The organism is Mesorhizobium montanum, assembly GCF_033977145.1.
GTDB classification, from domain to species: Bacteria; Pseudomonadota; Alphaproteobacteria; order Rhizobiales; family Rhizobiaceae; genus Mesorhizobium; species Mesorhizobium montanum.
The window spans coordinates 117899-131649 of the sequence record NZ_JAVIJF010000001.1; the positions used below are offsets into that span (position 1 = coordinate 117899).

Consider the following 13751-nt stretch of genomic DNA (forward strand, 5'->3'; position numbering starts at 1 on the left):
TGCCACGAGCGTGCGGACATCGCCGGGGCCAATGTCTAGATTTGTGACAAATTGGTTCCGCTTTTCATTCAGTGTCCCGCCCGTTACCTCGTTCGCAAGTCTATTGGGCGACTTGGGACACGGCTGACATCAGTTCCTGCGGGTTTGGCGCCAAAAACATGTATCGCCCACCCTCTGGAACCTCCGTGAAGCTCCAGCGGACAACCCCCTGCCGGTCCAGTAGGAACTGACCGATCAGTTGTCCGTGTCCGGTTGCCATCATCTGCTGGTCGGGTTCGGTCACGTCGTAATGGTCCCTCTTGTCGAGGAATTCGCTGGCCGCAAAAGGGTCCATTGGACCGGGCAACTCGCCTGGTACGTCGACCCGCATATCCTTTGCCACTGCCATCGAGACCTTATACGGCCAGTTTGTCTCGTTTTCGGTAAATTCGAGATTGGGCAGACCAAAAGCACGATGTGAAGCGCGTTCAGGATCGGAGGCGGCAAGCAGATTCGGCATCGGGTGGTAGCGGAAGTAGAGACGCGCCCGCTCGATCGGCGTGTTGACCACCGTCAGGCTCCCCACGCCTTTTTCGCGCAGCTCCGGATCAAGCCGCGCCTGGGCAGCGATATGGCGCCGGCAAAACGCACAATGAAGACCTCGAAAAAGGCCGACCAGCACAGGTTTTTGTCCGCGAAAGTCGTCAAGCGCGATCTTGCCTTCCTGGGTGATGGCGTCGAGCACCACGTTCGGCGCACGATCGCCCGGTTGAAGCGGTACCAAGTCACTAGGCGCGGACATTTCCAACCTCCCACCCCGGCTAGTCGAGAAAAGGCAGCACCACAAGCGTTTCCGGGTCGAGCCCGTGCTGGGCGCATATACCCTGCGCCAGGGAAAAGTAGCGTTCGGCCTCTGCCAGATTGTCGAGGTCGAGATTAAGCGTTGCAAGACCATCATAGCACGGAAACAGCAGTTGGGGTTCGCCCGTTTCGCGGGCTACGTCCAGTGCTTCGTTGAACAAGCCAACCGCCAGTTCCGGATGGCCGTTGCACTGGTGGATCTGCCCAAGCACGATCAACGGCACCGGCAGGTGCTCGCGCTGGTCGAGTGCCCGGTCGATCTCGATGGCCTTCTCGGCAGCAGGCACGCCCTCGGTTGGACAACGATCCGTGAAAGTACAACAAGCGACAGCCAGATTGGCGAGGAGGCGCGCCTGGAAGCCCAAATCACCAATATGGCGCGCCACTTCAAGACCGCGCCGACAGACCTCCATCGCCTTTGCCGGATCGATGGTCGTGTAAAGCACGCCGAGATTGGTGAAGCCGCGGCAGGCCGCGCCCAGTAGGCCGACGGCTTCGGCCAATTCAATGCTGCGCTCAACCAGACGCACGGCTTCACGGTTTCGCCCAAGGCGAGCCAACGCGACGGCCTTGGTATTGAGTGCCTCGGCGGTCACAAGAGTGGCATCACACCCTACCTCTGAGATATGCTCCGTTGTCAGAGTGCCTACGCAATCCAGCGCCGCGTCTGCCCATTTTGTCGCGAGAGCGTGATCTCCGCTACGGAACGCCTGTCGGCCCCGTTCTTGCCAGAGATGCGCCTGCTCGATCGGGGCATCCGCCCCATCGAGGAGCGCTGCCGCTTCAGCATAGCGGAATTCTGCGTTGTCCCGCTTGCCGACGTCCCAGAACAGCCGACCGATCTTACGCAAAACGCGCGCCGAAGCGACACGATTGCCTGACTCGCGATATGCCTGCAGCACCGCCTCGTAGTGGTGGTGCGCGATCTCGCGGCGGCCTACCGGGCCGCTCAAATCGGCAATGCGCTCTGCAATTGCCAGTTTGAGCGGTGTTTGCCCGATCACGCCCAACGCAGTCAGTGCTCGCTCGTAGAAACGAAGGGCGTCGTCGTTAGCGTATATCATGCGAGCGCGATCGCCCGCCGCCTGCAGGTAATGCGCGCCCTTCTCCCGCTCGGCGCTCTGTGCGAAATGATGACCGAGCACGGTCAAATCCTCGAGCCGTTCCGGTTTGTCGCCGCACAGATGCTCCAAGGCAGCACCGACCCGCCCGTGGATGTCGGTCCGGCGTTGCAGGAGCAGATTCTGGTAGATCACGTCCTGCAGCAACGTTTGCGTAAAGCGGTAGCTTTGCGACGAGACCGAGCCTGATCCGGCGACTTCCTCGATGATTTCCGCATCGCAAAGCAGTTCGCAGCCGGCTTCCAGGCGGCCGGGGTCGGCTGTCACGGCTTTCAGAAGTGTGGCCTCGAAGCGCGGGCCGATTACCGCGGCTTCCTGGGCCAACCGACGCACCTCTTGGGGCAGCCTGTCGACGCGAGCAAGCAACATTGCCTGGATAGTGGCGGGAATGCCGGTTGCGACTTCGCCTGCCACAGTCCGCCATCGCTGGCCCTCGCGCATCAATACACCGCGATCGATAAGGCCGCGAACGATCTCCTCTACAAAAAGTGGGTTGCCGCCCGCGCGCTCGAGAATCTGGTCGAGAAGCCCTCCTGCTGAGTTTACCCAACTCTCGCCGAAAAGCGACGCCAGCAGGCTGCGTCCGTTATCACTGTTGAGCGGCGAAAGCCTGAGCGCTGTGTGACTGACCCGACTTGAGTCGAGTTGGTCGTTGTGCGGCGCTGGACGATGCGTGACCAGCAACATCAACCGCGTGCGTTCCAACCTGTCCATCACGAAACGTAGTGCCTCGAGCGACACAGCGTCGGCCCAGTGCAGGTCTTCGACGACAATCAACAGCGGCGACAACGCAAGCCGCCGTTCGATGAGCGTGCGGACTGCGTAGAGAATTTGCCGCCGCAGTTGCTCGGGCTCGACATGCTGCAAGGTGGCATCGGGATCGCCGAGGCCGAGCACATGGTAGAGCAAAGGCATCAGCCGCTTCGCCTCCTCGCCCTCCAGGCCGAGGTCGGTAAGCAAGCCTGCGAGCTTCCCCCGCATTTCGTCCCCATTATCGCCTTGCATCATCCCGGAAGCGCTGCGCACCACTGCGCCCAAGGCGCCAAATGATTGTTCGCCCAGCGGTGAGCACGTGGCCTGCCGCACGGCGACGTTGCGAAAACGATCCTCGTCGCCGACGCGGGCGACGAACTCCTTCACCAGCCGCGATTTCCCAATACCGGCTTCTCCGACGAGGCGGACAAGTTGCGCCGAGCCACCGCACGCCTGGTCAAGGCTAGCCAGCATCCTATGGAGCTCCGCATCACGACCTATCATCGGCGCGCTGAGCCCAAGCGCCTCGAGTCCGCGCGCTGCGCGCGGCGCCGCAAGCGGTGCATGCAGTCGATGGACGAGCACGCTGCCAGCCTTGCCGCGAAGCACGACATCACCTAGCGGCTCGTAAGAGAAGGCATGCCGGGTCAGCCTGTGAGTGAGCTCGCCAACCAGCACCTCCCCCGGTTCGGCCAGCGATTGCAGGCGTTGCGCCGTATTCACTGTGTCGCCGGTCACCGAATAGGACTTGGCGGTGCCAATGCCCAATCCGCCAGTGACGACCGGACCAGTGTTTATGCCGATGTGGAGTAATAGAGGCGATCCGGAGTGGGGGGCGCTTTCGCCAAGCCGAGCCGTGCGGGCGATCATGTCGAGTGCGGCGCGAAGCGCACGTTCCGGATCGTCCTCATGCGCGACCGGCGCACCGAACAAAGCGAGCAGTGCATCGCCGATGAATTTGTCGACGAAACCACCAAAGTTTCGCACGGCCGCCGTCAATTCCTTGAACAGTTCGTTCTGCAACGCTTGCATCACCTCGGGGTCGAGCTGCTCGCTGAGTGTCGTGAAGCCGCAAAGGTCGGCGAATAGGACCGTCACCGTCCGGCGATCGGCGTCAGAGACGGGATGCAGCCCATCGCCTTCGATGTTCGGAAGCAGCGACGGAGTTCGAGATGGCGGCACAATGGTCCGGCTTGGTGTCGGAGCAGGCCGTTCGACGGCTTTTGCCGGCGCACCGACGCTTGTCCCACATTTCGGACAGAACTCGAAATCAGGTGCGCAGAGGTAGCCGCAACTGGCGCACGGCACGGGCTGGCGCCTGCCACACCTCGGACAGAAAGCGTAACCGCCCTCAACCTCGAAACCGCAGCCCGCGCAATCCATCGAACAAGACCTCAGCAGGGCCGTGACGGCGTGATCTCGCTACTCACTTCACGGCCGGAGTATTCACACAAGGATGAACCGATAGCCGTCGACCAGCAAGCGGCAACACAAATGGGCATCGAGCGATCAGTGTGGGTCCTGTGGCAGAGCGCTGTCGATTCGGGTGGCTGCGTGGCCGTCGTTTGCGAAAGTTCCCTCTTACCCTCCGTCTTCCTGCTATCCTGGAGATGAGGAGACGACCCATGGGCGAGAATCGTAAGCTAGCGGCAATCCTGGCTGCAGATGTGGTCGGATACAGCCGGCTCGCGAGCGCGGACGAAGATCGTACTTTGGCGAGGTTGCGGGCGCTGCGCAGCGACCTGATCGATCCGACCATCGAAGTGCACCACGGGCGGGTGATCAAACGCACCGGGGATGGGGCGCTGGTTGAGTTCCGCAGTGTGGTGGATGCCGTGCGCTGCGCCGTTGAGGTTCAGAATGGTATGGTCGAGCGCAATGCCGGCGTGCCGCAGGACCGCCGCATCGAGTTCAGGATCGGCATCCATCTGGGGGATGTGGTCGAAGAGAGCGACGGCGACCTGATGGGCGACGGCGTCAACATCGCCTCGCGTTTGGAGGGCGTCGCGGCGCCCGGCGCCATCTGCCTGTCCGAGGATGCCTATCGCCAGGTCAAGGCGAGGCTCGACCTCTCGGTCAGCGATCTCGGTAGCACGCAGCTCAAGAACATCGCCGAGCCGATCCGGGTCTATTCGCTGCAAGTCGGCAGCGCCGGAACCAAGGCGGCCGCGACCTCGGGAACCGCGACGAGCCGGCCGGCGACGGCAGCGCCGCCGAAGCTATCGATCGCCGTGCTGCCGTTCGCCAACATGAGCGGTGACGCCGAACAGGACTACTTCGCAGACGGCATCTCTGAAGACATCATCACGGCGCTGTCCAAACTGTCGCAGCTCTTCGTCATCGCACGCAATTCGTCGTTCACCTTCAAGGGCCAGAACGTCCATGTGCAGGAGGTGGGCACGAAGCTCGGCGTGCGGCATGTGCTTGAGGGCAGCGTACGCAAGTCGGGGAACAGGGTGCGCATCACCGCGCAGCTCATCGATGCAACCTCGGGCGGCCATCTTTGGGCGGAGCGGTTCGATCGCGATCTGACCGACATATTCGCGGTGCAGGACGACGTGACGCAGCAGATCGTCGGTGCGTTGGCCCTCAATCTGACTGAGGGTGAACGTCAGCGGCTGGCGCCCGAGCATCCACGCAACACGGAGGCGTATGACTGTTTGCTGCGAGGCCGGGAGCTGTGGCACCGGCTTACTAAGGAGACGAACGTCGCAGCTCGCGACCTCTTGCAACGTGCCACCGAACTGGACCCAACGTTTGCCTCTGCCTACGCTTTCCTCGCCCTCACGCACGGACTCGATTACCTGAACAGGTGGAGTGCATCGCCCCCGGAATCGATGGCGCAAGCGGAAGAAGCCGCAACGCGAGCGGTAACGCTGGATGACAGCGATCCATGGGCGCACTGGGCGCTGGCTATGGCCAAGCTGTACACACGACGGCACGACGGGGCCATCGAGGAGGCCGAGCGCGCGATAGTCCTCAATCCGAACTTCGCCGAAGGGCACTTCAGCCTCGGCGAAGCGTTGTACTATTCGGGCAGATCCGAGGAGGCGCTTGAGAGTTTCGCCCGGGGAAAGACCTTGAACCCATACTTTCCGGATGTGCTTCTGCACTTCCAGGCTTTGGCGTTGTTTCAACTGGGGAGGTACGAAGAGGCTGTTGACCTCTTGCTGCAACGGCTGGCGCGCAACGCTGTCACCGACGTCTCGCGCGCCCTTCTGGCCGCCAGCTACGGCCATCTGGGCCGTTTGGAGGAAGCCCGCGCGGCATGGCAGGAGGTGCTTCGCGTCAATCCCGATTATTCGCTGGAATACCGTCGCAAAGTCTTGCCTTACAAGAACCCTGCCGATTTCGACCTCATGGTCGAAGGGCTCCGCAAGGCCGGTGTGGTGCAATGACGGGGTGACGGCCGGATCAGGCGCCGGAGGCTCGGCCGATCTTGCGCCATCGGGCGTTTTCGCGAACCAGTTTCAGGTCCTCGGTCGTCTCGGCAAATGTCCGCAACCGGTATTGCCGGAGCAGCTCCGGGAACAGCGCCCCTTCCGGCAGGCCGGCAAGCTGGTCGCGGACCGAGATCCTATCATCGATAACCCGCATGCCCCAAGCATTTTCCCGAACCTGCAGCTCCGCAGCCAGATCGCGCTCTTCCGGCACGTTTTCATCCAGCGCAGCCAGCAGGATCGAGTGGAAAAGCGCTACATAGCCAATCTGTCTCAGGCCGCCTACAACCCGCACGCGCGGCAATATGGCAAGAACGAGGAACATCAGGAACAAGTTCGGCAGCAGCACCCCGTCCAGCAGTGCCTGCTTGAGATGCGGCCGCTCGAACGGGATCGAAAGACCATGTGGCCTGTCAGGCTCGATCAGATGCCCGTTCTCGAGGACGAGCTTGCGCACGCGCTGCTCGCGAATGCCCCAGAAATAGGCCGTGGCATTGGGCAGGAATCTGCCAAATGGGCCCGATGCGGCCTCTTGCAAGGCATGGTCGAGACGCTGGCGCCTTTGAGGCTCAAGGAGCAATCTGGAAAGAAGGCTGCCGTCATGGTCCAGATGCCGCGCCACGGCAGACGCGGCGAGCCGATCGTCGATGAAAACCGGCCGGGCCATGCCGGAACGATCCCAATCGGTGACCAGGTCCCCGTTGAGTTCTGTCAGCGCATCGGCAGCGGTTGCAAACACCTTATCCTGGCTGGCGAGCAGTGTGCTCAGCCATCGGCTGGCATCTGTTTCGCCGCCTACCGCTTCGAGCGCGCGCGTGTTGAGGGTGACGGGACCGGCCGCGCAGACGCTTTTGCGGCACAGTTTGTGGCGCCCCATGCCAAACAGGTTGACCTTGTCGTCGCCCACATCGAGCCATCCCGGCCCCTCCCGGCCAATTGTCTCCATGGTCATCGTTGTTCCCATGAAGCCGAAGAAGGCCGATAGCCCGTTTTCGACCGCGCCAAGCCAGGCAAGCAGGAGGGCATCGAAGGTGATTCGGTCCATCAGAAGCAGGCAGTGCATGCCGGACTGAATCACCGGTCTGTGCTCGAACTCTTCGAGGGCCTTGCCGATCTGTTCGGGCTGCATGATCACACCAAGGCGCTGATGCAGGACTTCGCGCAGGATCGAGCGGGCAGCGATCGCCGGGCCCGATCCAGGCCTTGCCACCGGCCGCCACAGATGGCGGGCGTAATCGGAAACCGGCGCATTCCAGTTCTGCTCGATGTCACGCACGACTTCCGGGCAGAGCAGTGACAGCACAGCCAGAATTTCCACCGGAGGCGTAGGGGTCGGGTCAACCACGGTGGTCATCGGTCCCGTCTAGCGGCTTGCGGTGCAAACGCCAAGAGAGACCAGACTTGCTGAATGCGGCCGGCCCACATGGATCGTACTCGATCAAAAACGGTGTGAGACGAAATTATCCTAACAGAGTTCTCCATGGGTAATCGCATGTTCGCCGACTCGGCATGAATTGTTGGATTGGCTAAACAGTTAAGGCCAAACAGCGGATCTCAGAACCGCAGCCGGGCCATGCTCAGGAGGTCGCGGTACTGCCCGTTGGTAAAACCGGCCTTCACATGCCGGCCCTCAACCTCGAAGCCGTGGCCGGTGTAGAGACGGATGGCCGGTTCGTTGTCGGCATAGACGCTCAATTCGACCCGCTTCAGGGCGCGCCAGTTGTCGGCCACGTCAAGCAGCGCGCCAAGGATGGCAGAGCCGATACCTTTGCCGACAAAGCCATCATCTAGGCCGATATTGATCTCGCCGATATGCGAACGGCGTGGCGAGCTTTGCACGACCAGGCTGCCATGGCCGACGACCTTGCCGTCCAACTCGGCGACGATCCAGGTGGTTTCCTGGCCGGACTTGGCGATGCGCCGCTCCACCTGATCCACCGTCTCGAAGGGCATCCTGAGCGTCCCCCAGCGGAAGCCCGGCATGTTGAAGATAGCGCAAAGCGCCTCCGCATCGCTTGCCCGGACGGCCCGGAGCTGCGGCTGGATTTTCTCGGATGGCGAGGTCGTGCTGGTCATGGCTTTCCCGGCGAAGGCAATCGGCCCGGCACGATGCACCGGACGTCACCTGAAAATCCAGCCGTCTCTGCAGCCTATGCTGCCGATTGCGAACCAAAATACCGGGAGGCGGTGTAGAGTTTGAAGGCGCCGCTGATGCCGATCCAACCGAAAAGGGCGAGCCAGCCCAATGTAGCGGCCGCCGCCCAATCGATCCGGTGCACCGCGGCGTCGGTGATAACGAGGCCAAGGATGGAAAGCAGGCCGACCAGAAATTGCGCCAGGCCTAGCACCAGCAATTCTTCGCGCGGCGCGCTTTTCCAGACGAGATATGCGCCGCCAGCGCCGGCGAGGAAGATGGCGCTGTAGACCTGGGCGTGGAAGGAATCGACCGGCCATGGCCAGGTGCTGCTGACCATCAGGGGAAACAGCAACATGCCGATGCCATAGAGCCCAAGGATCGCCGTTTCCGCCACCATGTAGCCGCGCCATGCGGGGCTTAGGGTCACGCCTTTTGCTGACGGACGGGCCTTTGCCCGCCACAGGAACAACCCGGATACCGCGACCGAACCAAGATAGACCAGAAACCAGAGCCAGGTCGCTTTGCGCCCAAAGTTGAAATAGCCGAGATTGATCAACGAAACCGCTGAGACGATGACGGTGAAGATGAAAGCCATCATCAGCACGAGCCTGCCGGGCGACCAACGATTCCAGAACAACAGCGCCGCCATCACCGCGATTTCGGCGGTGTAGAAGCCGCCGAGGAAGCGGGCACTGAACGGCGTGACGGCCCAGGGCCAACGCGGCTTGACCAACTCAGGCGCGAAAAACAGGCCGGCGCCTACGATCAGGACAACGATGACCCCCGCGGAGAAAAGGCGTAGGGTCGCGGGAAATGGCGGGTTGTCGGATGTCGGCATGGGAGAGAACCCCGATGATGAACGCCCATGGATCATCATAGTGCCGCTTGCGGCCGGTGAAAATCCGCCGAATGGAAATTGAACTTTCACCAGGTCTATTCGAATGGCCGTACTGTCCGTTTCGACGTAAAATGCAAAAAGACCGGCCCGGTCAACACGTATCGGGGCGCATTTTCCGGAGCCTGCACGATGACCGAAGCTCAGGATCTGTTCTCGCTTCTGCGGCAATCGACCGATGTCGATCCGCAGGCAATCGACGCGATCCGGCGAACCATCGCCGAGGGCAAGGACCACGAACTTTGCCGCATCAATGCGCTGGCCTTCGCCAGCAAGAATGGCCTCGACGAGGAACGCACCATCAGCGCCTTTCTCCATGCGGCGCGGGTGGGCATCTTCGACATCTCCTGGAATGTTCTGTGCCCCGGCTGCGGCGGCGTGCTCGACACCAACGCCACGCTGAAAACCATGCAGAAGGACGAATACACCTGCGCGCTATGCTCCCAGGGCTATTCGCCGACCCTCGACGAGATGGTCGAGGTGACATTCACCGTCAGTCCCCGCATACGCAGGATTGCCGCCCACAATCCGCACGAACTGCCGTTGATAGAATACTTCCGCCAGATCTACTGGGCGTCCGGCGCCGATCTGCCGGAAGAGGATTTCGCGGAGAAGATGGAAGCGTTCTCGCTGGAGGATATCGAGCTTGCGCCCGGTGAAAAGGCGGTTCTGCCCATACAGCTTCCGTCTGAATTCGTCATCGTCTTCGAGCCGGTCACGCATTCAGCGCAGTTCATCGACGCTAAGGGCGAACCAACAAAGGAGCGCCGAAGCCTCTCCTTGGTTTTCGACCGCGACCATGTCCAGAACCAGACGTTGGAGATGCAACCAGGCCCTTTGCGCATTTCGCTGGAAAACAGGACCGACACCCGCGTGCTGCCGACGGTCTTCATCGCCGGCCACGCATTGCATGATTTCCTGGGCAAGCGCCGGCCCTTCTTGACCGCCAAGCGCCTGCTCACCAACCAGACGTTCCGCGATCTCTATCGCACGGACACGCTCGACATCAACCAGCGGCTGAAGATCACCAGCCTGACCTTCCTGTTCACCGACCTGCGCGGATCGACCGAGCTTTACGAGCGGGTGGGCGATCTTTCAGCCTTCGATCTCGTGCGCGAGCATTTCCAGGTGCTGCACGAGATCGTCGCGGCGGAGGCGGGCGCGGTGGTGAAGACGATCGGTGATGCGGTGATGGCGACCTTCGCGACGCCTGATCGTGCGATTGCCGCGGCCCTCAGGATGCGCAATGCCATGCGTGCGCTCAATGAAAAGAGCGGGCGCGAGGATCTGCTGCTCAAGATCGGAGTCCATGCCGGCCCTTGCATCGCCGTGTCCATGAACGAGCGGCAGGACTATTTTGGCCAGACGGTCAACATTGCTTCACGGGTCCAGAACCTGGCCAACCCACAGGCGATCTTCGCCACCCGTGCGGTGGTCGACGACAATCTCACCGCCGATCTGTTGCGCAGGAACGCGCTGACGCCCGTGCCTCACGAAGTCTCGCTGCGCGGCATTGAGCGGGAGATCGCGGTGTATACAATCACCTGAGGAATTCCAGAGCAATTCCCGGAAAAGCGTGAAATGGCTTTCCCGGGAAAGCGCGTAACGCTTTCTCTTGGGAAAAGCGTTAAACTCTTGGGAATTGCGTTAAAACAAAGAGCTGGAGCAGCGTTTCCGTGAAGCGCTCTCGGCCGCTCACACGCGCTTGCAGAAGAAATAACGATCGGCGGGCTCGGACGTTGGCGCCGGGAGGCGTTGCAGCAGCGGGTGATCGAGCGGCGTGCCACTTACCGCGAAGCCGCCGACGCGAAGCAGGCTCGCAATCAGATCGGGAAGCCAGGTAGCGGTCACTGCATCGCGATCATCATAGCCGGTGCCGATGTCGGCATGAACAAGGGCGGCTTCGATGCCAATGAACTTGCGGGCCGTCTCGCGTATTTCGCCGAGCACGAGGTTTTCAGCTTCGGGAATTGAGCTGGCGTGTGCGCCGACTTCGCGGTCGAACACCACGATCCGGCGTCCGGGCAGGCGCTCGCGCAGATGGTGGAACGTCCGGCCATTGCCGAGGCCGAGCTCAAGCACCAGCCCTTCCATCTTCGCCACCTCGGGGCAAACTTGATCGAGAATGTCGCGCTGTGCGGTCATCCTGCTGATGAAATTCTCGAGGCGAGTCATATGCGTTTTGTGTGTCCTGAATCAGCTCAAGAAACCGGCAGTGCCCGCGACCAGAACGGTTCACGGGTGAAACCCGAGGGCGACGTGTTAAACCCCGATCGCGTCTCGGCACATATAGAGGCGAACGATGAACGCTGCAATAACCGAACAGGCTGCCGACAAGGATCATACCGGGTGGAGTCGGCGGCCTAGCGCGCGGCGGAATAGCGATCTCACTTGTAGGGGTCTGCGGCGTCCCGCAAGCCGTCGCCGAGGAAGTTGAATGCCAAGATGACGAGAATGACGGGGAGCATCGGCAAAAGCAGCCATGGATAGAACGCGATCACGCTGACGCTGCGCGCCTCGGTTAGCAGGATGCCCCAGCTGGTTGTCGGTGCCCTCAGGCCGAGCCCAAGGAAGCTCAGCGCCGTCTCGCCCAGGATCATGCCGGGTATGGAGATCGTGGCCGTCGCGATCAGATGCGACATGAAGCCGGGAATGAGGTGCCGCCGGATAATGCGGCTGCTGCCGGCGCCCATCAATTGCGCGGCCAGAACGTAATCCTCCTCGCGCAAGGCCAGAAGCTTTGAACGCACTGCCCGCGCCAGTCCGGTCCAGTGGATCAGCCCGAGGATGACGGTGATGCCAAAATAGATCAGGATTGGACTCCAGGTTATCGGCATGATCGCCGCCAGAGCCAGCCATAGCGGAATGCTGGGGATCGATTGCAGAACTTCGATTATCCGTTGAACGATCAGGTCGAAGATACCGCCGTGATAGCCAGCCAGTCCGCCGATGACAATGCCGAGCAGGAAGCTGAAACTGATGCCGACAAGGCCGATTGTCAGTGAAATGCGTGCGCCATAGATGATGCGCGAAAGCACATCGCGCCCCAGCCTGTCGGTGCCGGCCAGAAAGAGTTGGCCGTTCTCGGCAGGACAGACAAAATGCCTGTCACCTTCGACCAGGCCCCAGAACCGGTAACTGTCGCCCTTGCAGAAGAAACGGATCCGCTGAACATCATCCTGTTTTTCGATGTAGTTCCGCTTGAGCGTGTCCATATCCAGCGTCATCTGGCGACCATAGACGAACGGCCCGACAAGCTGGCCGTTGTGGAACAGGTGCACCTGCTGCGGCGGCGAATAGATGTAGTCCATGTTGCGCGTGTGCAGATTGTAGGGCGCCAGGAACTCACAGATCAGTATCCCGAAATAGAGCGCTGCCAGGAATATGCCGGATACAACGGCAAGCCGGTGCCGTCGGAATTTCCACCACATCAACCGTAACTGCGAAGCCTGAAAGACCTTCGACTGCTCCGCCGTCATCGCCTCGACCGACTGTAGATCAAAGGGCGCGATGGAAACGTAGTGTTGCAGTGGAGCACCCGGCGCGGGAAGCGGCGATTGCGTGTTCATTTGGTGCTGCCGCCCTGCAGACGAATTCGCGGATCAAGCAGCGCCAGCGCCAGGTCGGAAATCAGGACGCCGATGACCGTCAGGAAAGCGAGGAACATCAGGAACGACCCTGCCAGATACATATCCTGGCTTTGCAGCGCTCTGATCAGCATCGGCCCTGTCGTTTCCAAAGACAGCACTATCGCAGTGATTTCGGCGCCGGAGATGATGGCCGGCAGGATAGAGCCGATGTCGGAAATGAAGAAATTGAGCGCCATGCGCAGCGGATATTTGACCAGCGCCTTGAAGGGATGAAGGCCTTTGGCGCGCGCGGTCACGACATATTGCTTGTGAAGCTCATCGAGCAGATTGGCGCGCAGCCGCCGGATCATGCTTGCCGTGCCCCCGGTGCCGATGATCAAGACCGGGATCCAAAGATGGGCGAGGATCGACTTCGCCTTGGCCCAGTTCATCGGCGCGCTGAGATATTGCGGGTCCATGAGATGGCCGATGGACGTGCCGAACCAGATGTTGGCGAAATACATCAGGATCAGCGCCAGCATGAAATTCGGAATGGCAAGGCCGAGAAGGCCGAAGAAAGTCAGGCCGTAGTCGCCCCAGCTGTATTGATGCGTGGCGGAGTACATGCCGATCGGAAAGGCGATGAGCCAGGTGAAGATGATCGTGACGAAGGAAACCAGCACGGTCAGCCACATTCGGTCCCCGACGACGTCGCGAACCGGCAGCTCATACTCGAAGGAATAGCCGAAATCGCCGTGCAGCATCCCACCGACCCAGTAGAAGTAGCGAATGACCGGCGGCTTGTCGAAACCATATTCCTTCCGCATCATCTCGATGCGATCGGAATCCACCGCTTCGCCCTGAGCCCGAAGCTCGGAAACATAGCTGTCGAAATAGTCGCCTGGGGGAAGTTCGATGATCGTGAACACCAGCGCCGATATGATCAGCAGCGTTGGAACCATCACAGCGATGCGCCAGACAATATATCGAAACACG

Annotated in this window: 10 protein-coding genes; 2 read left to right on the forward strand and 8 right to left on the reverse strand. The window is 61.1% G+C overall.

All coding sequences use genetic code 11. The annotated features are described in order from the left end of the window. Positions 1 to 100: 100 nt before the first annotated feature. Both RFM68_RS00560 and RFM68_RS00565 read right to left on the reverse strand, forming a co-directional pair. On the reverse strand, positions 101 to 781 hold the full coding sequence (locus RFM68_RS00560) for a redoxin domain-containing protein (protein WP_320230714.1): 681 nt from the start codon (positions 779 to 781) through the stop codon (positions 101 to 103). A 19-nt stretch (positions 782 to 800) separates the two neighbouring features. Beyond that, on the reverse strand, positions 801 to 4097 hold the full coding sequence (locus tag RFM68_RS00565; RefSeq protein ID WP_320230715.1) for an adenylate/guanylate cyclase domain-containing protein: 3297 nt from the start codon (positions 4095 to 4097) through the stop codon (positions 801 to 803). Positions 4098 to 4339: 242 nt separating this feature from the next. On the opposite strand from RFM68_RS00565, the gene RFM68_RS00570 reads away from it, so the two are divergent. Next, a complete protein-coding gene (locus RFM68_RS00570) occupies positions 4340 to 6112 on the forward strand; it encodes an adenylate/guanylate cyclase domain-containing protein (protein WP_320230716.1) in 1773 nt (590 codons plus the stop codon). Between the two features lie 16 nt (positions 6113 to 6128). Here the strand turns inward: RFM68_RS00570 and RFM68_RS00575 are convergent, their stop codons facing one another. The 3 genes from RFM68_RS00575 to RFM68_RS00585 all read right to left on the reverse strand — a co-directional run bounded on the left by RFM68_RS00575 (position 6129) and on the right by RFM68_RS00585 (position 9357). Beyond that, positions 6129 to 7508: a hypothetical protein gene (locus RFM68_RS00575; RefSeq protein ID WP_320230717.1), complete on the reverse strand. Its 1380-nt coding sequence runs from the start codon at positions 7506 to 7508 to the stop codon at positions 6129 to 6131. 200 nt (positions 7509 to 7708) lie between these two features. Further along, positions 7709 to 8230 carry a GNAT family N-acetyltransferase gene (locus RFM68_RS00580; RefSeq protein WP_320230718.1) on the reverse strand — a complete coding sequence of 174 codons (522 nt, stop codon included), beginning with the start codon at positions 8228 to 8230 and terminating at the stop codon, positions 7709 to 7711. A 74-nt stretch (positions 8231 to 8304) separates the two neighbouring features. Continuing rightward, positions 8305 to 9357 (reverse strand): hypothetical protein, encoded by a 1053-nt coding sequence (locus RFM68_RS00585; protein ID WP_320230719.1) that lies wholly within the window; start codon positions 9355 to 9357, stop codon positions 8305 to 8307. Between RFM68_RS00585 and RFM68_RS00590 the strand changes: the two genes are divergently transcribed. Further along, entirely contained in the window at positions 9319 to 10734 is a 1416-nt protein-coding gene (locus RFM68_RS00590; protein WP_320230720.1) for an adenylate/guanylate cyclase domain-containing protein, read from the forward strand. The genes RFM68_RS00585 and RFM68_RS00590 overlap by 39 nt on opposite strands. A 147-nt stretch (positions 10735 to 10881) precedes the next feature. Here RFM68_RS00590 and RFM68_RS00595 read toward each other — a convergent pair whose 3' ends face one another. From RFM68_RS00595 to RFM68_RS00605, 3 genes are all read right to left on the reverse strand, one after another. Continuing rightward, positions 10882 to 11361, reverse strand: a complete 480-nt coding sequence (locus RFM68_RS00595; RefSeq protein WP_320230721.1) for a class I SAM-dependent methyltransferase — start codon at positions 11359 to 11361, stop codon at positions 10882 to 10884. A 212-nt stretch (positions 11362 to 11573) separates the two neighbouring features. Then, positions 11574 to 12755, reverse strand: coding sequence for an ABC transporter permease (locus RFM68_RS00600; protein WP_320230722.1), 1182 nt, complete (start codon positions 12753 to 12755; stop codon positions 11574 to 11576). Beyond that, positions 12752 to 13750: an ABC transporter permease gene (locus RFM68_RS00605; protein ID WP_320230723.1), complete on the reverse strand. Its 999-nt coding sequence runs from the start codon at positions 13748 to 13750 to the stop codon at positions 12752 to 12754. The genes RFM68_RS00600 and RFM68_RS00605 overlap by 4 nt, the downstream gene beginning before the upstream one ends. Position 13751: the final 1 nt, after the last annotated feature.

What these genes read in the sequence shown, in the direction of transcription:
- RFM68_RS00560 (WP_320230714.1), bottom strand. Translation starts at nt 781, where the DNA reads ATGTCCGCGCCTAGTGACTTGGTACCGCTTCAACCGGGCGATCGTGCG.
- RFM68_RS00565 (WP_320230715.1), bottom strand. Translation starts at nt 4,097, where the DNA reads ATGGATTGCGCGGGCTGCGGTTTCGAGGTTGAGGGCGGTTACGCTTTC.
- RFM68_RS00570 (WP_320230716.1), top strand. Translation starts at nt 4,340, where the DNA reads ATGGGCGAGAATCGTAAGCTAGCGGCAATCCTGGCTGCAGATGTGGTC.
- RFM68_RS00575 (WP_320230717.1), bottom strand. Translation starts at nt 7,508, where the DNA reads ATGACCACCGTGGTTGACCCGACCCCTACGCCTCCGGTGGAAATTCTG.
- RFM68_RS00580 (WP_320230718.1), bottom strand. Translation starts at nt 8,230, where the DNA reads ATGACCAGCACGACCTCGCCATCCGAGAAAATCCAGCCGCAGCTCCGG.
- RFM68_RS00590 (WP_320230720.1), top strand. Translation starts at nt 9,319, where the DNA reads ATGACCGAAGCTCAGGATCTGTTCTCGCTTCTGCGGCAATCGACCGAT.
- RFM68_RS00595 (WP_320230721.1), bottom strand. Translation starts at nt 11,361, where the DNA reads ATGACTCGCCTCGAGAATTTCATCAGCAGGATGACCGCACAGCGCGAC.
- RFM68_RS00600 (WP_320230722.1), bottom strand. Translation starts at nt 12,755, where the DNA reads ATGAACACGCAATCGCCGCTTCCCGCGCCGGGTGCTCCACTGCAACAC.